This is a genomic window from Microcoleus sp. SVA1B4 (assembly GCF_036700545.1).
Lineage (GTDB): Bacteria > Cyanobacteriota > Cyanobacteriia > Cyanobacteriales > Microcoleaceae > Microcoleus.
The window spans coordinates 196,231-214,769 of sequence record NZ_JAUBPB010000002.1; the positions used below are offsets into that span (position 1 = coordinate 196,231).

The 18,539-nt window shown below is 45.1% G+C and carries 19 protein-coding genes and 1 pseudogene; 8 read left to right on the top strand and 12 right to left on the bottom strand.

What is annotated here, in order from left to right; all coding sequences use genetic code 11:
* Positions 1–15 precede the first annotated feature (15 nt).
* Together QT987_RS01955 and QT987_RS01960 are read right to left on the bottom strand one after the other, a co-directional pair.
* Positions 16–192, bottom strand: coding sequence for a hypothetical protein (locus tag QT987_RS01955; RefSeq protein ID WP_333236800.1), 177 nt, complete (start codon positions 190–192; stop codon positions 16–18).
* Positions 193–450: 258 nt separating this feature from the next.
* A complete protein-coding gene (locus tag QT987_RS01960; RefSeq protein WP_333236802.1) occupies positions 451–1,317 on the bottom strand; it encodes a DUF928 domain-containing protein in 867 nt (288 codons plus the stop codon).
* 407 nt (positions 1,318–1,724) lie between these two features.
* Here QT987_RS01960 and QT987_RS01965 point away from each other — a divergent pair, with 407 nt between their 5' ends.
* A complete protein-coding gene (locus tag QT987_RS01965) occupies positions 1,725–3,416 on the top strand; it encodes a transglutaminase domain-containing protein (RefSeq protein ID WP_333056422.1) in 1,692 nt (563 codons plus the stop codon).
* 108 nt (positions 3,417–3,524) lie between these two features.
* The gene (locus tag QT987_RS01970) at positions 3,525–3,665 is read left to right on the top strand and encodes a hypothetical protein (protein ID WP_190736053.1); all 141 of its coding nucleotides are present in this window, start codon (positions 3,525–3,527) and stop codon (positions 3,663–3,665) included.
* Between the two features lie 172 nt (positions 3,666–3,837).
* Here QT987_RS01970 and QT987_RS01975 read toward each other — a convergent pair whose 3' ends face one another.
* The 4 genes from QT987_RS01975 to QT987_RS01990 all read right to left on the bottom strand — a co-directional run bounded on the left by QT987_RS01975 (position 3,838) and on the right by QT987_RS01990 (position 8,045).
* Entirely contained in the window at positions 3,838–4,368 is a 531-nt protein-coding gene (locus tag QT987_RS01975; RefSeq protein ID WP_333236804.1) for a hypothetical protein, read from the bottom strand.
* 10 nt (positions 4,369–4,378) lie between these two features.
* The gene (locus QT987_RS01980; protein ID WP_333236806.1) at positions 4,379–5,782 is read right to left on the bottom strand and encodes an AAA family ATPase; all 1,404 of its coding nucleotides are present in this window, start codon (positions 5,780–5,782) and stop codon (positions 4,379–4,381) included.
* A 162-nt stretch (positions 5,783–5,944) separates the two neighbouring features.
* Positions 5,945–6,931 (bottom strand): aldo/keto reductase, encoded by a 987-nt coding sequence (locus QT987_RS01985; RefSeq protein WP_333236808.1) that lies wholly within the window; start codon positions 6,929–6,931, stop codon positions 5,945–5,947.
* Positions 6,932–7,133: 202 nt separating this feature from the next.
* Positions 7,134–8,045 (bottom strand): alpha/beta fold hydrolase, encoded by a 912-nt coding sequence (locus QT987_RS01990; protein ID WP_333236810.1) that lies wholly within the window; start codon positions 8,043–8,045, stop codon positions 7,134–7,136.
* Between the two features lie 696 nt (positions 8,046–8,741).
* On the opposite strand from QT987_RS01990, the gene QT987_RS01995 reads away from it, so the two are divergent.
* The gene (locus QT987_RS01995) at positions 8,742–9,230 is read left to right on the top strand and encodes an anti-sigma regulatory factor (RefSeq protein ID WP_333056392.1); all 489 of its coding nucleotides are present in this window, start codon (positions 8,742–8,744) and stop codon (positions 9,228–9,230) included.
* A gap of 246 nt (positions 9,231–9,476) precedes the next feature.
* On the opposite strand, the gene QT987_RS02000 is transcribed toward QT987_RS01995, so the two are convergent.
* A complete protein-coding gene (locus QT987_RS02000; protein WP_333056391.1) occupies positions 9,477–9,752 on the bottom strand; it encodes a DUF6439 family protein in 276 nt (91 codons plus the stop codon).
* 118 nt (positions 9,753–9,870) lie between these two features.
* Here QT987_RS02000 and QT987_RS02005 point away from each other — a divergent pair, with 118 nt between their 5' ends.
* A complete protein-coding gene (locus tag QT987_RS02005) occupies positions 9,871–10,236 on the top strand; it encodes a DUF2203 domain-containing protein (protein ID WP_333236813.1) in 366 nt (121 codons plus the stop codon).
* Positions 10,237–10,343: 107 nt separating this feature from the next.
* Positions 10,344–11,735: an asparagine--tRNA ligase gene (gene asnS, locus QT987_RS02010; RefSeq protein ID WP_015175718.1), complete on the top strand. Its 1,392-nt coding sequence runs from the start codon at positions 10,344–10,346 to the stop codon at positions 11,733–11,735.
* 306 nt (positions 11,736–12,041) lie between these two features.
* On the opposite strand, the gene QT987_RS02015 is transcribed toward asnS, so the two are convergent.
* The 3 genes from QT987_RS02015 to QT987_RS02025 are packed head-to-tail and all read right to left on the bottom strand — an operon-like array spanning position 12,042 to position 15,298.
* A complete protein-coding gene (locus QT987_RS02015; RefSeq protein ID WP_333236816.1) occupies positions 12,042–13,523 on the bottom strand; it encodes a pitrilysin family protein in 1,482 nt (493 codons plus the stop codon).
* A gap of 13 nt (positions 13,524–13,536) precedes the next feature.
* Entirely contained in the window at positions 13,537–13,725 is a 189-nt protein-coding gene (locus QT987_RS02020; protein ID WP_333236818.1) for a hypothetical protein, read from the bottom strand.
* A complete protein-coding gene (locus QT987_RS02025) occupies positions 13,703–15,298 on the bottom strand; it encodes a pitrilysin family protein (RefSeq protein WP_333236821.1) in 1,596 nt (531 codons plus the stop codon). Before QT987_RS02025 ends, QT987_RS02020 begins: the two co-directional genes overlap by 23 nt.
* A gap of 311 nt (positions 15,299–15,609) precedes the next feature.
* Here QT987_RS02025 and QT987_RS02030 point away from each other — a divergent pair, with 311 nt between their 5' ends.
* Positions 15,610–16,227, top strand: coding sequence for a helix-turn-helix domain-containing protein (locus QT987_RS02030; protein WP_333153396.1), 618 nt, complete (start codon positions 15,610–15,612; stop codon positions 16,225–16,227).
* Between the two features lie 348 nt (positions 16,228–16,575).
* On the opposite strand, the gene QT987_RS02035 is transcribed toward QT987_RS02030, so the two are convergent.
* Complete coding sequence (locus QT987_RS02035) at positions 16,576–16,938, bottom strand: hypothetical protein (RefSeq protein WP_333236824.1); 363 nt, start codon at positions 16,936–16,938, stop codon at positions 16,576–16,578.
* A gap of 109 nt (positions 16,939–17,047) precedes the next feature.
* On the opposite strand from QT987_RS02035, the pseudogene QT987_RS02040 reads away from it, so the two are divergent.
* Positions 17,048–17,212: pseudogene (locus tag QT987_RS02040) on the top strand (TetR/AcrR family transcriptional regulator); the annotation flags it as partial.
* 50 nt (positions 17,213–17,262) lie between these two features.
* Here the strand turns inward: QT987_RS02040 and QT987_RS02045 are convergent.
* Complete coding sequence (locus tag QT987_RS02045) at positions 17,263–17,625, bottom strand: hypothetical protein (RefSeq protein WP_333236826.1); 363 nt, start codon at positions 17,623–17,625, stop codon at positions 17,263–17,265.
* Positions 17,626–17,745: 120 nt separating this feature from the next.
* Between QT987_RS02045 and QT987_RS02050 the strand changes: the two genes are divergently transcribed.
* Positions 17,746–18,539, top strand: a 794-nt coding sequence (locus tag QT987_RS02050; protein ID WP_333236828.1) for a cobalamin biosynthesis protein, incomplete at its 3' end; no start/stop codon positions are given.

Sequence of the window (18,539 nt, forward strand, 5' to 3'; positions counted from 1 at the left end):
GGCGAAATTTGACCATCAAAATTTCCACCGCCCGCCTTTCCAGATGCCAAAAGTCCGAACTGCCGATCCGTACAAAAATTTTAATTTATTTAGGACGATCGACCAAACAACCCGCAACAGGCAAAAATCATTTGGGGCGCTGCCAAATACCGCGATCGAAACCGAGTTTTTCGTACTTGCTGCACCCCTCATACTATTTTAGATTTTAGATTTTAGATTTTAGATTTTAGATTTTAGAATTGGCAATGACTCGCCCAAAAACGGATACCGTGCCCCGAATGTTCATCAGTGTAGATCCTAAAATTTTAGACTCCTGTTCCTGCTCCCAGATTCAATGCAGCAAGTAAATCTAAAATCTAAAATCTAAAATCTAAAATCGACTGACTTATGGGTATCAGGGTTTGGGGTACGGGCCTACCGCTGCATTCTTTGCGTGAAGCTGGTGTCGAATTATTTTCTTGTGATAGGTGTTAACTCACTTGCGACTAAGGGTTCTTGGGCTATTTTGCCGAGTTCGACTGAGTTGAGCACTGCTGACCACTGGCTCGCTAAACTGGCATCGCTGGGAGACTGGATACGCAATTGAGCTAGAGTTGCCAGGTACTCGTACCAGAGATTTTGTTGGGCGAAGATGCTGAGCTTGGTGAGATCGGACGATCGATCCAACTCTGTTTTCACGGTTGGGGGGAGTGCGGTGCGGTTGATCCACCCGGAAACGAGAACATCATCTGTTGTATTTTTGGGGTTGCATTTGATAGTAAAGTACCATTGATAGTTTTTGCCAACTTCCAAGGCTGGCGAGTTGTCGTCGGAGTCGAGGCTGACGCTAACTACACCTGCACGGCTAGTTACCATGCGAAAACTTTTTTTGTATAGTGTTTTGTCCCTTTCGTCTGCTAACTCAAACTGAACTGTTTTGTCTAGGGCTACGGGAAGGTAGTAGAAAAATGTTGGCTTTGCTGATATGGTTTGCCCCATAGTTGATTGGGGAATCAAGGCAGTTAAGGCAGTGGTGGCCGTGGGGCATTCTAAGCCGCGGGTTCCTCCCCCTTCCCGCCTTCCGGGTACTCCGTCCTGTGGCGGTTGAAAGCTATTCCAGGCGGATCCCAATTGCTCGCTGTTGGGTCTACTTCCGCTTGCTTGGGCGGGTTGAACTGTTTGCCAGTTGAGGGATAGCTGCGGTGGTGATGCGCGCTGGACAATGTTTGCGGGGCTGTTGAGAGCCTCTGCTGGTATTAAAAAACTACCGGCGGCCAGTGCCTTTAAAGACAGAATTAAGGAAAGAGCACCGATATTTAGAGCAGACTTCAAAGCCATGACGAACCTGCCTTCTGATGAACCTAGGAACTTTATCGCACGGTTTTATTCTATCCAAGGTTTTGACCGATATAGTAATCTGTTGTACTTAATTTATATCTTCAGGCAGATACGATTATTTGGGTCGCTCTGCTCAACATAGAATTCTCTGTCGCGTTTGTCAGTGGTAGCTTAGTAGTTATACTTACTTCCATTCACTGCAGCAGGTTGGGTTGAGCTTGTTAAACCCTAATATTCGGGGTGTTTTAACTCTAGCAAGAGGCTACAACGCGTCTTTTGGTAAAAACACCTGGTTGATGCGTCAGTCCTGGATATCAGGAAACTCGGCAATTTTGCTGGTGAACCTCAAGCGATCGGCTACAAGTTACAAATCAGTTTTTGTGTACAATACCGGCAAGAAATTTAGCATGAATCTCGATTCACCTGTTCTCTCGGACAAACAGCCTTCGGGGCTGCGGATGGTCAGACCCATCGGAGTCTTGGCACTGCACGGCATTGCTTTTTTAGGAAATAGGTTGTTCGCTGTCGATCGCGCCGAAGGGCTGCTATTGGAGATCGATCGAGAAAGTGACAACACTACGGTTTTGAATCCTTATCAAACGGCTAAGTTTGCCGGCGCAACGGGGCTGGCTATTTCGGAAGATACTCTCTGGTTTGCGCGGGATGAGGATATTTGTTGCTGTCGGGGCGCAATTCTGGACGGGGCGATCGCTGAACTCAAACCGGAACATTTTGTTTCGCTTTCTTATCCTGCTGACGGGATTGCTGTGTGGAAATCTACGCTTTATGTGACTTGCCAGAGATTGGGCTATATTCTGGTTTTTGACCTGAAAACTGGTCGGGAAATTACTCGGTTTTATGCTCCCGGTATTGGGGTAGAAAATATCACAGTCCGGGATGAGGAAATTTGGGTTTGTGACAAGACTGAGCAAACTGTTTACTGTTTGGAACGGGGAACTGGGGAGATTAAATTTAGCGTTTTGACTCCCTTTGAGTCGCCTTCGGGTTTGGCTTTTCACAAGGATTCCGAAACGGGGGAGGAGGTTCTGTACGTGGCTTATGCCGGGGATGAACTTTACATCCGGGATGACCCGAATTCGGAAGATCCTTTTCAGTTGACGAAGCGCGATCGCACTTTTATTCAGCCTTTGTCTTTTCACTACAATGAAGCCGATCGCTACGCTTTGTCAAACGGTTTTTTGATGGAAATGTCTTATGTGGAGGAACTGTCTCCTCTCGATGAGGTAGACATCGAAAATTTGGAGTGGCGGATTGCTTTGCCTTCGCAAACTCACCGGCAAAAGGTTAGGAAAATTACGCCGATTGGAATGCCTTTTACTGAGGAAATTCAGGAAGGGGAACGGGTGGCGGTGTTTAAGTTCGATCGGCTGCACCCTGGGGAACGCCGAATTTTTGGCTGGAAGGCTTTGTTAGAAGTTCGATCGATTAAGTATCAGTTGTCACCGAGGGATGTGGAAAAGATTCCGAAGCTGTCGCCGGAGTTTGCAGCTAAGTATTTGGTAGATAATGACAATTTGGCGATGGATACGGAAATTGTGCGATCGGCTGCTGTGGCTGCCATTGGCTCGGAAACTAACATTCTCAGGCAATTGCTGAGCATTCGTAATTTTGTTTACGATCAACTTTCTTACGGAATTAGGCCTCACATTGACACTCCCGATATTGTGCTGCGGCGTGGTATCGGTTCCTGTGGCGAATACGTGGGACTTTTGTTAGCTTTGGCTAGGTTAAACGGGATTGCTTGCCGCACGATCGGCCGCTACAAGTGCCCCGCTTTTGGTGACAGAAAAGGTGTGTCGCTGGAACCAGATTTCAATCACGTTTGGCTGGAATTTTACATTCCGGGTTTTGGCTGGGTGCCGATGGAATCTAATCCTGATGATATTCAAGACAGAGGCCCTTATCCGTTGCGATTTTTTATGGGTTTGGCTTGGTATCACGTAGAAATTGGCAAGGGAATTCGGTTTCAAAGTCTCACTAGCGGCGGTCTTCCTTTAAATAAGGAGGAGGTTTCCGTGGGAAGTCTGGCAATTAATCATGTTAGGTTTACCATTTTGTCAGAGTTGCCAGCAGTTTGAAGGGAGTGTTAACAGTTAACAGTTAGCCGTCTAAATTCAACTGTTAATTGTTAACATTTTTCATCTAAAATCGAAAGTAGAAAATGTAAAATCAGAGGAAGAGGGGTTGTGGAATTTTCGATTGCTAATTTTCTCGTTTTAGTGGCCTTTGTACTGCTAGTGACAGTGACTGGCGGGGTGGCTTATTTGACTTCTGTTGAGTGGCGCGATCGTAGGCGGTTAGATAAGGCTAAACGGAAAAAAAAGTAGCTCTTTGCTGTTGACAAAGTGCATTTATTATGATAAAAAACAAGGCGAGCGGGTTGGCTCGCCTTGTTTTTTGATTTGGGGAGTTTTCACCCGAGATGTGCAAGGAAAGAGATAACCTAGGTGTGGCGCTTCAAAAACATCTTATTGAATAGCCTTAATTGACCGATTTTTTCTACTTTTTATTTTTCCGCTTCCCTCCACCTGTTTTAGATGGGATTCCCCGCAACAAATCACCTAAAGCATCATTACTTCTGTTATTAAAATCAAAATTATTTTTCCCAAACTCCTTTAATAACTTTCTCTGATATTCCTCATGTTCGTAGGGTGAAGAACCGGCACACGCAGAAATAAATGCTTTCGCCGTATAACTTTTTTGCAGATGTACCTTGAAAGAATTGTATGTATTAATTACTTGCTCTGTGGCATGACCTAAATCACCGATATTATCTTTTAATTCTACAAAACAGATAACACGCTTGCTGTCTTTAGCGTAAAACACCATCAGGTCGCACATTTTTTGACCTTTTTCTGTGCCCCATAAAAATTGACGCAGCTTACAACCAGGATTTGATTGGTCATCTATGTTAAAAAAAAGTATTGTTTCGCCTTCTAGGGGTTCTACTTTTACTGAAGCTTTATGTTCCTTAAAATAAGTTTGACCTGGAAGTAAACAGGAGGATAAAAGCAAATTTTCAAAAGGCATTAACTGTCTCTCAATCTTGAATTTTCAGTAAATTAGCATAAATGCGAGAAACATCATCCGACACTTGACCAAAAGTTTCCCAATTTATTGTACCTTCTTCACTGATAATGTTTTTGGCTGTTCCATCCTCAAACAAATAGACTGAAACTTTTTCTTGAGAAATAAAAGCATCTGTTCGCTCTAAATAAAACATTTCTTTAATGCTATCTGGATCTTCATGCTTAGCTGCTTGCATGAGATTAGCAAGATGATCGACAATGTAGGGACTGTGGGTTGTAATTAAGACGTGCAATCCAGCATTGACTAACATTGCCAAAAATTCAGCTATCTCTACTTGAGCCGCTGGATGTAAATTCATTTCTGGCTCATCAATTATCAGTAACTCATTTGGTTCAACTAAATAGCGCAAACAGAGAACTAATGGAGCTAGTTCTTTTACCATTGAAGAAACAATAGGCATCTCCAACTTGGTACTTTCTTTAGGTTGAAAAAGTAGTTCTTTTCGCAATTCGGATGTTGTTTCAAAGCCGACCTCTCCTTGTAAAATCTCTTTTTCCAAAAAATCAGCTAATTTTACATATTTCCTTAACAAAGGATTTTCTTTTATTTCCTTTTCTCTGTCTTCTTTTTTTATAGAACTCAATATAATCATGTCCAAGAAACGCTTTACTGGTTCAACCAAAGACGTTTTTCTTGGTTCAAATTCGGATTTATTTGTTTCTGTTAAAGGTTCTTCGCCTCTAATTTCTCTAACTCTAAAAGAGCTAAATGGAAAAGTTATAAAAGTCGTTCTTTCAGTAGGGAATATATGTATATAAGCATAAAATGCTCTGTGGAGCATCAGAAAAATTTCCTGAATTATGAATTGCTTAATCGCTTTTCTGGGGAGCTTATTCAAATCTTTGCCTCCTCCTGAATAAAAGTATAATATTGTTTCGCCTGATTCTTTTACAGAATTTAGTAAGCCCAAAGAAATTTCTCTCTGGACAGAAACTGATTTTATCCTTTCCAGAAAGTCTAATTTTGTTTCTTCCAACTTAAAATCTACTTGCAAATTTTCAAAATCTGCTCGTTCTGTAGCCATAAAAGAGCGCATCCAGTTTGGAGCCAAACGAGCCACATCATTAATATAAATTTCGGCACAGTCATTAGCAAATTGAATCATATCAATTTGTGCATTACCTTCATCAAAAAGTTGCTGAAGTGCGCTATCTATGATTGGATATGTCTGTTGGGTTTTACCCTCAAGATAAGCTTTCAAGTAATTTTTGTATCCCTGCTGTCCGAGGATCGCTGATAAAGTGTATGCAGCCCATGTTTTCCCTTCACCATTACGACCAATAAAAACCGTTAAAGGCTTTAAATCAATTTCTGCTTTTTCAACAACACCTAAGTTTCTAATTTCTAATTTCATTAAAAAATGTCCTGTTGATAAACTATCAGATAGAGAGGAACTTGAAACCGTTAGTTTTATAGATTTTTCCTTCCTCAACCCATTATACCTGGATTGGTGATTCCTGTTCAATATTAACAGCAAGTAGAGCGGCGACGAGCGCCGCATTTCGCAACATCACATCTAAGTCCACTGTCTGAAAAATGTATTTTCTTGCCAAGCGGCGGCGGTGCGTTTTTCAAGTGCTGCCATTTCTGTTGGGTTCAGGGGTTTGAATGCTTGGGCGACTTTTAAGTTTTCTTCTAATTGCTTTACTGACTCGGCGGCGATGACGCAGCAGTGCACGCCGGGAAGTGAAAGCGTGTAGCCCATTGCTTGGTGCATTCCATCTAAAACACCGTTCTGAAATAATTTGCCGTAAGCTGGTATTTTCATGGCTATGACGCCGATGTTTTTGGCTTTGGCCACTGGTAAAGCGCTGGTAACAAAGGAGCGCGGGTGATGTTTTTCGGCGGCGTTGAGGCAGATTAATGTTGTGTCAAAAGGATAGCGTTCCAAGCCTGCAGCAATGATGGCTGGTTCGTGGTGTCCGGTGATGCCGGAAAAACGAATTATTTTTTGCTGTTTGGCTTCTTCGATCGCTTTTATTGCTCCTTTGGTACTGAAAATTTGGTCTAATTCGGCTTGGAATGAGACGTGGTGGAGTTGCCACAAGTCTAGCCGATCGGTTTTCAATCTTTTGAGCGATTGCTCTAAGTCTCTCCACGCACCGTCTCTGTCTCTGGCGGCGGTTTTTGAGGCTAGGAATAGGCGATCTCGATATGGTGGCAAAACTTTGCCTAAGTTTTCTTCGCTGGGCCCGTAGTCGGCCGCCGTGTCAAAATAGCGAATGCCTAGTTCGATCGCCCGTTCAATTTGCGCCGCTGCTTCTGCTTCTCTTCCCGGCTGCGACAGCGGTGTTTGTCCGGCCCCCCCCAAACCGAAAATCGGCACTTTCACGCCGGTGTTGCCTAAAAGTCGTTCTGGCATTTTTACTGTGGCGGCCGCCTGGTTATTGGGTGCGGCTATGATTTCCCGATCCTGCTGTTCGATCGCCTTAGCACCTGCAATGCCGCTGGCAACAGCTATACTGCTCAATATAAAATGGCGGCGAGTCTTTTTGCGGGTCATTGTTTCCGTCTCCTCAGAATATGTAAGTATAATTTAACCTGAAAGTTAAATGAAGTCATTAGTCATTAGTCATTAGTCATGAGTCATTGGTTATTTGTCCTATGTTTCTTGTTAGTTATTCGTTCTAATAACCAATAACCAGTAACCCATGCCCTATGCCCCATGCCCCATGCCCTATGCCCTATGCCCCATGCCCCATGCCCTATGCCCCATGCCCCATGCCCTTGTCAATTATCCATGCGCGAATCAGTTCGTTTATCTGTTCTGGTACTTCGTCGTGGGGACAGTGACCGGCTTTGATAAAGTGTTCTGTCAACTGCGGATAGTGTTTGCGAAATTTGGCGCTTCTTTCTGTGGAATTCATCCACGGATCGCCTTCTCCCCAAAGCATTAGCAACGGGCAGGTTAATTGACTAAGTAATACGTCAATTTTTTCGCCTTGGGGTGTTCGGAATACGGACGCGAATACTTTGGGGGCACCGGGATCGCAGGAGGGAAGGTATATTTCTTCTACTAATTGGTCTGTGACGGCGCTTTGGTCGAGATAAACTTTTTCTAGGGTTTTCCGAATTGTCGATCGCTGGCGCACGTACTGGAACAGCAGAAAACTTGCCCAATCTTGCTGAAATAAGGTTTTAGCTACTGCAGATATGGCTTTTTGCAAGGGCGGGGCTTCGGGTGCGGGCTGCGGTTCGCTGAAGGGGCCGGCGCTGTTGATTAATATGAGTCCGGCTGCTGATTCGGGGCGCTGGGCGGCTACACACAAGGCGGCGTAGCCTCCGAGGGAGTTGCCTGCTAGTACGGCGGGCCGGCCGATGATGTTGGTGATAAAGTCGTGGAGTTGGTCGCGCCAGAGGTCGCCGCTGTACTGTAATTCGGGTTTTGCCGATCGCCCGAATCCCAAAAGGTCGATCGCCCACACTTCAAAGTCTTTGCTCAGGCCGCTTATATTTTTGCGCCAGTGGTCTGTGGATGCTCCAAAACCGTGAATTAACAGCAGGGGAGGGCGTTCTGGATGCCGATCGCTGGATCGAACGTAGTATACTGAATGCCCTCGCCACTGCCAGTAAGTTCCAGCTATGGGGGCTGTGTTTATGGCTGGGGTTGCTTGCATAATGTAAAGAAATAATTATTTACTTTAACTATTGTATCGCGACATTCAGATTTATATAGTTTTACCAAGGAGCCGGAGTTGCGCCAGCAAAGGATTGGTCAATTTGGGCGAGTTGAGATATCGGGCTCTCACGCACTCATAATTAATAAGTTTTGTAACAAATATTGATTTTGTGAGGGGCGCAGCAATGGGAGATATTTGACCCGATCGCATTTTGGATAATAAATTGGGTTTTGGCTGCAACATACCTAGGTATGATGATTTTGCTGTTTGGTGGCAAAATCAAGTTCTGGACGATGGCGCTTGCCTAGGGGCTGCGAGGGTCGAACCTGATTGGCGAGGGTTAAGGGATCGACTTTTTTATAGTTATTGGAGAGCTTTTCTAGGTGGGGATCGTTTGTTCAAGAGGTGTTGACGGCTTCGAGGATGCAGCTAGTGGTTTGGTTGCTAGCTGGCAAAAGCTGAGCTCAAAATTTCGCTGCTGGGAGAACTTATAAGTAAAATTACTGATGGTTCTCTGCAGAAGTTTCTCAGAATCGCTGAATATTTTGTGACGTGGTTTGCTGTTCTTAATTGCTTGGATACTCTAAGATATAAGTAGAGCTGCGCCGCTCAATTAATTAGCATTTTGAATACTAGGGAGCCAACTATGCAGGGTGTGAACTTTATCCACCTGAAAGTTAGGGAGTTTTCTGAGTGATTGCTATTTCACCTCGTCCCGTCGGACGCAATTGGATTACTATTAGCTTCGCTTCTACTCTATACCTTTGTCCTATTTTGGATCTGCTCCTAGCAGAGGTGCCAGAAATCTGGCAAGCCCAATTGCGGTTGGGGCTTCAAGAAGCTTTGGTAAATGCTGCTAAGCATGGAAACAAATTAGATCCCGGTAAAACTGTTGGAGTCCGTTTTTCGATCGTCCAAAACCAATATTGGTGGGTGATATCGGATGAAGGTTCTGGCTTTAAGGCCCCTTGCAGTTGCAACCTTTATACCGATGATTGCGACAATCTCCTCGCAGAGGAGGTTGCAGATAACTCTGCACTACCCCATGTGGAACAGGAATGTGGTAGGGGGTTGTTTATTCTTTACCAAATATTCGATCGGGTAGAGTGGAATTCTCAAGGTACCGAGTTACGGCTGTGCAAAGAACTTCCCAGTCGCTATCGGCTGCCGGGGTTGCGCTAGCACCGCTATGAAAGCAGCAGTTTTCACCTCAGCTAGACCTGGAAATTTTTTCGTTCCCGGACTGAAGTTGGCAGTGAGAATTTGAACGCTATGGCTATTGATAGCTGATCATAATGCAAAATGTGAGTTTTGAGTTAAAAAAGTATAAATCTTTTGAACTCACAATCGCGCTGCTCGATCGAGCAGCGCGATTGTCTAAGTTTTGAGCAACTACTCAAGCCAAAACTCCAGAATCAAAACTCAAAATCATTTGCCGTGGGTGGGACAGGGAGGAGCAGATATCGATCGATCCAGCCATCCTGCTGCTTGGTTTAAGCGCGGGAGAGCTTCTTCGGGCTGTTTTTTGAGCAAAAAGACCAAAGCAGCCGCAGCTTGCTCGCAGGCGCGCGCGGAACGGTTGGCTTTGAGGCGATGCCAATCTTTTTCGGGGATGGCGAGGCGCGCGGCGAGAGCTTGGGCTAGTTCTACCGTACTCAGCTCGTTGAGGTTGACAGTTTGGGTTGTTTGTGTAGTTTCAAGCATAATTGGCAATTATACGGATTTGGCTGCCGTTTCAGAATTTTAAAAATATACTGCATATAATAACAACTTAATTGGAAATCGGTTTTTTTTATTATTATTGTCAGGTTTGCAGATCGAAATGCCTCAACAGCCGTCAGAGTTAAATCCCGAAGAGCAAGAAAGTGAGTTTGTTCAAGCGATCGCAGCAGTTGAGCGATCGCTCGCAGCAGTCAAAGAACGGTACACTCAAATTCAGGTCGATCGACAGCGCCAAGTCGAACTCGGTCATCGCCGCGAAGAAATCCGCCAGTCGGGGCGCCGAAATCCATTGCCGCAACTCAAAAAAGAATTGCGGGAAATTGAGCAAGAATTGGAAACTATCGAGTTGAATTTAGAAAGCAGCCTGTTTTCGTGGGGAAGCATAAAACAACCTTTTTGGCAAGCAGTTCGGTTTGGGGGGCTTGGCATTTTGATCGGTTGGATTTTGAAATCCTATGTCGGTTGAATTATGTTATGATTTTTGATTTTTTTTTACCGCAGAGGGCGCAGAGGGCGCAGAGGAAGAGAAAAGAGAGAAATATGGTGCAAAATATTAAATAAACAGGAGTGGATATGACAACTCAACGAATAGCAGCAATTTTGCGCGCTGGTGAACCCGACGAAACTGTAACTGTTCAAGGCTGGGTTCGCACTAAGCGCGAATTGAAAGAATTTGCCTTTGTCGAAGTCAACGATGGTTCGGCGATGGCTAACTTGCAAGTAGTCATAAATTCCGATTTGCCAGATTTTGAAAATGTACTGAAACAACTGAATACAGGTGCATCTCTAGAAGTGTCGGGTGTGCTGGTAGCGTCTCCGGCGAAGGGACAGCGAATTGAGTTGAAAGCTTCACAAGTACAAGTTTACGGCGATGCAGACCCGCAAACTTATCCCCTGCAAAAAAAGCGCCATTCCTTTGAATTTTTGCGGACAATCGCGCATTTGCGGCCGCGCACAAACACTCACGGTGCTGTCTTTCGAGTCCGCAATGCTTGTTCGGCGGCCGTACACCAATTTTTTCAAGAACGTGGTTTTTTGTGGGTTCATACTCCGATTATTGCTGCTAGCGACTGCGAAGGTGCGGGGGAAATGTTCGCCGTTACTAATTTTGATTTAAAGAATGTGCCGCGCACTGATTCGCAAGAGGTTGATTATGCTAAAGACTTTTTTGGAAAGCGCGCCTATTTAACAGTTAGCGGCCAGTTGGAAGCGGAAGTTATGGCGATGGCTTTTGGCAATGTTTACACTTTTGGCCCTACTTTTCGAGCGGAAAATTCTAATACTTCGCGACATTTGGCTGAGTTTTGGATGATTGAACCGGAGATGGCTTTCTGCGATTTGCAGGGAGATATGGATTTGGCTGAGGCGTTTTTAAAGTACATTTTTAAATACGTTTTGGAGCATTGCCCGGAAGATATGGAGTTTTTCAATGAGCGCATTGACAAAACGGTTTTGGCTACTGCTGAAAATATCATTAATAATCAGTTCGAGCGGATTACTTATACTGAGGCGATCGCACTTTTGGAAAAAGCCGACAAAAAGTTTGATTTTCCGGTAAGTTGGGGCTTGGATTTGCAGTCGGAACACGAGCGTTATTTGGCTGAGGACTTGTTTAAAAAGCCGACTATTGTCAGCGATTATCCCGTCGGAATTAAAGCATTTTATATGCGTTTAAATGAGGACGAGAAAACGGTGCGAGCAATGGATGTTTTGGCTCCTAATATTGGGGAAATTATCGGCGGTTCGCAGCGGGAAGAAAGGTTGGATGTGTTGGAGCGACGCATGGAAGCCCAGGGTATGAATAAGGAAGAATTGTGGTGGTATTTGGATTTGCGCCGCTACGGTACTGTGCCTCACGCTGGGTTTGGTTTGGGATTTGAACGGTTGGTGCAGTTTATGACGGGAATGGGGAATATTCGGGATGTGATTCCGTTTCCGAGAGCGCCTTTGAGTATTGATTTTTAGCTGAGGATTGTGCGGCAAAGAGGAGGGACACGGCATTGCCGTGTCCTTACCCAGATCGGCGACTCCTAATCACAAATAAATTAAGTCGCTGGGGGAATTGTGATATCAACAGATTGCACTTTTACCGAAGTTAGCCGTAGGGTGCGTCGGCATCGAAAATTTACAAATAAAAGCTAAAATCTTACAGCGACGCACCACACAATAGTCAGGTGCGTCGCCATCAAAAATCCCCAAAGAAAGAGCGAAGTTTGGGCAGCGACGCACCCTACAAAATACTTTCGCTCTGCCTGGGAACGAGTAAATAAATTAAGTCGCTGGGGGAATTGTGATATCAACAGATTGCACTTTTACCGAAGTTTCCAAACTCGATAACGGCGGTTGAATTGCTGCCGTATTTCCAACTACTAATGTTACCAGATTCTCCGGTTTCAAGTAAGTCTTGGCTACGCGCTGCACGTCGGCAACTGTTGCTGCTTCGATGCTGCGGCGGTAGCGAAAAATGAAATCTTCGGGATAACCGTAGTATTCGTAGCGCATTAATCGCGACAAAGTTTGACTGGGATTTTCAAATTTGAAGATGAAAGAATTCAGGGTGGAATCTTTAGCAAAAGCTAATTCTGCCGGGGTAATTGGTTCGGTGCGGATACGATCGATCTCGGCGCGAATTGCCTGGATAAACGGTACTGTGGCATCCGATCGCGTTTGGCCTCCAGCTACAAACACCCCCGGATAGTCAAACCTCGGACTCCAAGCTGCGTATACTGAATAAGCTAAACCTTGGCGCGATCGCACATTATTAAACAAACGACCACCGAAACCGTTGAGAACCCCATTCATTACGTCCAAAGCACCGTAATCTGGACTGCTGAGCATTCCGCCCAAATGTCCCATTTGCACGTAACTTTGGCTTAATTGCGGCTGATTTACCAAAAATATGCCGCCCCCATTTGCTGGCGATACCGTTGGTAGTGCAGGCACTTGTGCACTTTGAGTCGGTTGCCAGTTGCCGAATTTTTGCTCGACGAGCGATCGCATTTTAGCTGTATCAAAGTCGCCAGAAATACCCAAAATCATATTCTTGGGATGGAAATATTTCTGGTAGAAACTCACCAAATCGTCGCGGGAAATATTGGCGAGGGTTTTGTATTCTACCGTGCGCGCGTAAGGACTGCGATCGCCATAAATTAACTTTTGAAACTCGCGACCGGTAATATCGTCAGGATCGTCATTGCGGCGGGCGATCGCACCTTGAGTTTGGTTCTTCGCTAAATCCAACTTTTCCTTAGCAAATATTGGTTCCCGAATCACTTCTGCAAATAAGTCAAACACGGGTTCCAAATCTTCAGCTAAAGCACTAAAATTAGCGCTGCCCGAACTAACATCAATCCCCGTTTCTACCGAAGCTGCTCGCTGTTCTAGCAACTGATTTAATTCATCAGCCGTATGCCGACTTGTGCCGCCAGTTCGCATCACTTCTCCCGTCAAACCTCCCAGTCCAATTTTATCGGCAGGTTCAAAGCGCTCGCCCGTGCGAAATAGCGCCGTTCCCCCGACTAGCGGGAGTTCCCGGTCTTCCATAAGATACACGCGGATGCCATTTTTCAGCTCGAAGCGAGTGTATTTAGGCAATTTAATGTCTTCCAGCGGGGGAAATGTTAATTCGTCGTAGTGTTTGGGTGCCGCCGCGAAGGAAGGTAACAAATTAAACGTGCCCAGTGAAACAGTAAAAAAGCAAAGCGATAGCAGAAATAACTTTACTTTTTTCAGTCTCAATTTAGTCCTTTTCATTCTTTCTCCTAAGTTATACATTCTGACAAATGTTGACTGTTCGCTGTTGACTGTTCGCTGTTGGCTGTTCGCGGGAAAGCTCACCACTGACAACAGATAACTGACAATTGCCAACTGACAACTGCCAACTGCCAACTGACAACTGACAACTGACAACTGCCAACTGCCAACTGACTTCCTTAAAGCGGCAAAAGCTTACCAATCGTGCGATTTTCCGGGCGGAAAGTGGCCTGAGCGACACGCTGAATGTCAGCGGGAGTAACAGCCGCGATCGCCTCCAATTCCTTGAACAAATTTCGCCACGAACCGGTGTTTACTTGATAGTCCACCAGCGCAAATGCCATGCCCATATTAGAATTGAGCGATCGCAACAAATCGGCTCTCGCTTGAGTTTTCACGCGATCCAATTCCAAAGCAGAAACCGGCTCAGTTTTCAGGCGCTCAATTTCCTTGTTCAAAGCTGCTGCCACCTCATCAACCGTGCGGCCCGGAGCAGTTTGAGCGTAAAATAACATCAAATTCGGATACTTTTCCCCCGGATAACCGCTGAAACCTTGAGCAGCCAGCGCCAATTGCTGTTGTTCTACCAAAGATTTGTAAAGCCGAGAAGTGCGGCCATCGCTGAGCAAAGAACCAATCATTTCATAAACCGCATTGTCGGGATGATTCATCGCCGGTTTGTGGTATCCTTCCAAATACCAAGGTTGAGTTTTTAATTGCAGCGTGACTTCTTTAGTTTGCGTTTGGGGAGGTTCGACAATCTCCAATTCTGGAGGCGCTGGTGAGGCCTTGTAACGGCCGAAATAAATTTGAGCGAGTCGCTTCACCTCCGAAGCTTTCACGTCTCCTACCACCGCCACAGTCAGCTTGCTGGGGACGTAGTGAGTATCGAAAAACTTCTGCACGTCGCTGCGGGTGAGGTTTTTAATGTCTTCAGTGTAGCCAATTACGGGGCGACGGTAGGGATGAACAGAGAAAGCTTTGTTGGCAAAAGCTTCAACCATTTGTCCGATCGGAGAATTCTCGGTTCGTAGCCTGCGCTCTTCTAAAATTACCTGTTTTTCTTTGTAAAATTCCCGAAATACTGGTTCTAGAAATCGCTCGGATTCCAGCGACATCCACATTTCTAACTTATTAGCTGGAAGGCTGTAAAAATACATTGTGGCGTCGGTGGAAGTAGCGGCATTTAGTCCGACTCCGCCTGCTTGTTCCACTATTTTGCCCAGTTCATTGCGCTTGACAAATTGTGAAGCTTCGGCTTCAACTTTGTCAAATTCTGCTTTTAATTGGGCGACTTCTTCAGTTTTGCCGCTGGCCTTGGCTGCTTGCATTTGCTCGAAGAGTTGGTCTTGTTTTTCTAGCAGCGGCTTTTCGGCTTGGTAGTCGGTAGTGCCGATTTTTGGCGTGCCTTTGAAGGCTAAATGTTCGAGATAGTGAGCGACTCCGGTTTGGCCGTCGGGTTCGTTTGCGCCGCCGACATCGGCGTGAATCAGAAACGATGCTACGGGCGCTCTGGGCCTTTCGAGTACGATGAATTTCATGCCGTTGTCGAGCTTAAATTCGCTGACTTGGCTGATTACTCGATCGAGCGACGGTTGAACAGAGACTGCTTGGGAGCCGCTAGCGGGGTTGGGGCGGGCGAGGGCGATTTCGGGGGAAAGTCCCCACCACAGCAGTACAGCGGCTAGCAGGGAGGCGATGAATCGAGTTTGGCTCACGGGCGATTCTCTAGGGGATAGCTTCGCTTCACGGGGTTTTTGGAACTGCGGGGTCATTCGATTTTAGATTTTAGATTTTAGATTTTGGATTGTCAAACAAACAATGTTTGTGCTCGGTGGCCAGAGATTCTTTTCTCAGGATAAAGATTTTTTGAGGCATAAGCGATCTGTTGCGCCGCAGATGTTAGGCTGATACAGCAAATCTCAAAAAGGGTCATTCGATTTTAGATTTTAGATTTTGGATTTTGGATTGTCAAACAAAAAAATGTTTGCCCTCAATGCCAGAGATTCTTTTTAAAACTTAACATCAATTAGTCCCTCAGTCCAGCTCCCGTAGTTCCAAGTAGCAAATTACCCATTGCAAAGCCATGCGAATTTTTAATCAGTCTCCTCCTTCTGAAACAGAAACCAAGAAGCGGATTTTACAAGCCGCTCAGCGGTTGTTTGCCCGCAGCGGATACGACGGGACGACAACTCGCGATTTAGCAGCAGCGGCTGGGGTGGCCGAGGGTACGCTATTTCGGCATTTTGATAATAAAAAAGCGATTTTGATTGAGGTGGCGACGGAAGGATGGGTGGAGTTGCTGACGGATTTGCTGACAGAATTGAGCGAGATGGGCAGTTACAAAGCAGTGGCTCAGGTGATGCGGCGACGGATGCTGAATATCCGCGAGAATAGCGACATGATGCGGGTGTGTTTTTTGGAGGCACAATTTCACCCGGATTTGCGCGACAGAATTCAGTTGGAAGTCATCGGAAAAATGAGCGATGTGGCTGAGGCTTTTTTTGAAACGGCGATGGAAAAAGGAGTTTATCGGAAGATGAATCCGAAGATTGTCGCTCAGGTATTTTTGGGAATGTTTGCAGTCGCGGGTTTCAGTCAAAATACGATTATGGAGCCGAATGCTTCGCCCCAGGAAATGCAGGAAATGGCCGAAGGACTCGCAGATATTTTTCTGAATGGGGTTTTGCAGAAAGATCAATAATTAGTCATTAGTTATTAGTTATTGGTTATTTAAGCTGTGGAGCATTTAAACCAGTAACGAGGCTAGTAGGGTGCGTCAGCTAGAACCCTTACGCTGAAACGGAAAACCTTAGATGCTGACGCACCTTACGCAAGTCCTTTAAATGCCGAACAGCTTATTGGTTATTTATTGGTTATAACCGATATCTTGCAGCAATATCAATAAGAGGATTTTTCGTGGGGTCGGGCGGGTTTATAGAACCTATTTGCAAGCTTTAAGGCTGTTGGCGAACCCGCCCCTACGGCTAATTGAGAATGGTGCAATATCTCAGTTATAACCAATAACCCGTCACCCATCCCCAATCCCCAATTACTCTATAAATTCGTACATTTGCTGTACCCAATTCTCCCGGTTTTTCTGCCATTCATCCGTCACTACTTCCCAAGTTGTATTGCTTTCAAGTTCCAGCAATAGACTTGATACTTCTTCCAGCGTCGATGCTATATGACATTCTTCTACCCAACTTTCACGGATCATTTTCCAGAGACTTTGTACCGCTTCTCGCTGAAAATTTGATTCTAATTCAACTAGCAATTTCGCTAGGTGTTTTTCGTCACTTGCTGCTGATACCTCCCTCATCCAACAGTCGCGACGTTCTTTCCATTCTTCCGTCACTGCGTCCCAGTTTAGGTGGGCTTGAAACTCTAACAGTAATTGGTTTAGTTCTACCATATTAAATTTTGTCTTGTTTGCAGTTTGTGCTATTTTTGTACAAATTTTATTGATTGAGAGTGTTGGTTTTTTATAATGAGCTATGTGGCTGAGGCTTTTTTGGGAAACGGCTCAGGTATTTTTGGGAATGTTTGCAGTCGCGCCCTTCAGTCAAAATACGATTATGAAGCCGAATGCTTCTCGGCAGCAAATGCAGGAAATGGCTGAAGGACTCGCTGATATTTTTCTGAATGGAGTTTGGCAGAAAGATGAAGAATTAGTGATTAGTCATTAGGAAATGTTAGAGTCTGAAAACGCATATCTACAGGCTCTAAATCCTCGAAACTACTCCTTAAACTTGTGCATTTGCTGTACCCATTTCTCGCGATTCTGCTGCCATTCATCGGTCACCGCTTCCCAATTGGTATTGGTTTCAAGTTCCAGCAATAAACTTGATACTTCTTGAACAATCGATGCTGCCAGACATTCTTCTACCCAACGGTCTCGACGCTGTTGCCACTGAATATCCACCGATTCCCACTTCAAGTTAGATTCCAATTCAACTAGCAATTCTGCTAGATATGTCAGGTTAACTGATGCTGCCACATCGCTAACCCAACTTTCCCGGCGGTCTATCCATTCTTTTGTCACTCCTTCCCATTTGAGGTTGCTTTCAAACTCTAACAGTAACTGATTTAGTTCTACCATCTTAAATCTTGGGTTTTTTGTAGTTTGTGCTACAATTATACCAAAATTTTCACTAAACAGAGTGTTAAGTTTTTTTTAAGATTGCGGTCGCAGTGAAACTACAGAATAGATAACTGAATAATGAACGATGAATTTACTTTAGATATGCTAGAGATTCCCAGCGGTTGGAGGCGGGGCGAAGGTGACTGGACTGGAGTGGCGGCGGCTCTTGCTAGAGGGGAAACTGTCGAAGTAATTCAAGAAGTTGGTTCTACTTTGTGGCAAAACAGTCTGCCAGAAAAACATTCTTTGTATTGGGATGGGGAAAATCTATCAACTATCAAAGCCCGAATTTGGATTAGTTTCACCCAGAGAAGATTTTCGCCGGAATCTGTTTTGCCAAAGGTTCAGTGGCATCCGAGAGTGTTGTGGGTAGGGATAGGTTGTGAACGCGGAACAGGGCGAGAATTAATCGAAACTGCGATTAAACAAGTATGCCGTGCTTATCATTTAGCGGAAAGTGCGATCGCAGGTATTGCTACAATAGACACTAAAGCAGGTGAAGTCGGCTTGCTGGAACTTTGTCAAGCGCGAAATTGGCCGTTAAAAACCTTTGCTGCTGACATTTTAAGTTCCGTAAAAGTCCCTAATCCTTCCAATATTGTAGTCAAACAAGTCGGGACGCCTAGTGTAGCAGAAGCTGCGGCACTTTGTGCGATCGAACTAATATCTTGTACCATGCTCGATAACAGGCAAGATGCCTGTTCCACAATTCTCAACAACAGGCAAGATGCCTGTTCCACAAAGACTGAATCTGCTTGTGGGGAGGGCATCTTGCCCGCCCGTACCATTCTCAACAACAGGCAAGATGCCTGTTCCACAATTCTCAACAACAGGCAAGATGCCTGTTCCACAAAGACTGAATCTGCTTGTGG

Coding starts and splice junctions, on each gene's coding strand:
- QT987_RS01955 (WP_333236800.1), bottom strand. CDS start 192: ATGAGGGGTGCAGCAAGTACGAAAAACTCGGTTTCGATCGCGGTATTT.
- QT987_RS01965 (WP_333056422.1), top strand. CDS start 1,725: ATGAATCTCGATTCACCTGTTCTCTCGGACAAACAGCCTTCGGGGCTG.
- QT987_RS01985 (WP_333236808.1), bottom strand. CDS start 6,931: ATGACCCGCAAAAAGACTCGCCGCCATTTTATATTGAGCAGTATAGCT.
- QT987_RS01980 (WP_333236806.1), bottom strand. CDS start 5,782: ATGAAATTAGAAATTAGAAACTTAGGTGTTGTTGAAAAAGCAGAAATT.
- QT987_RS01960 (WP_333236802.1), bottom strand. CDS start 1,317: ATGGCTTTGAAGTCTGCTCTAAATATCGGTGCTCTTTCCTTAATTCTG.
- QT987_RS02025 (WP_333236821.1), bottom strand. CDS start 15,298: ATGACCCCGCAGTTCCAAAAACCCCGTGAAGCGAAGCTATCCCCTAGA.
- QT987_RS02000 (WP_333056391.1), bottom strand. CDS start 9,752: ATGCTTGAAACTACACAAACAACCCAAACTGTCAACCTCAACGAGCTG.
- QT987_RS01975 (WP_333236804.1), bottom strand. CDS start 4,368: ATGCCTTTTGAAAATTTGCTTTTATCCTCCTGTTTACTTCCAGGTCAA.
- QT987_RS02005 (WP_333236813.1), top strand. CDS start 9,871: ATGCCTCAACAGCCGTCAGAGTTAAATCCCGAAGAGCAAGAAAGTGAG.
- QT987_RS02045 (WP_333236826.1), bottom strand. CDS start 17,625: ATGGTAGAACTAAATCAGTTACTGTTAGAGTTTGAAAGCAACCTCAAA.
- QT987_RS02030 (WP_333153396.1), top strand. CDS start 15,610: ATGCGAATTTTTAATCAGTCTCCTCCTTCTGAAACAGAAACCAAGAAG.
- QT987_RS02035 (WP_333236824.1), bottom strand. CDS start 16,938: ATGGTAGAACTAAACCAATTACTGTTAGAGTTTCAAGCCCACCTAAAC.
- QT987_RS01990 (WP_333236810.1), bottom strand. CDS start 8,045: ATGCAAGCAACCCCAGCCATAAACACAGCCCCCATAGCTGGAACTTAC.
- asnS (WP_015175718.1), top strand. CDS start 10,344: ATGACAACTCAACGAATAGCAGCAATTTTGCGCGCTGGTGAACCCGAC.
- QT987_RS02015 (WP_333236816.1), bottom strand. CDS start 13,523: ATGAAAAGGACTAAATTGAGACTGAAAAAAGTAAAGTTATTTCTGCTA.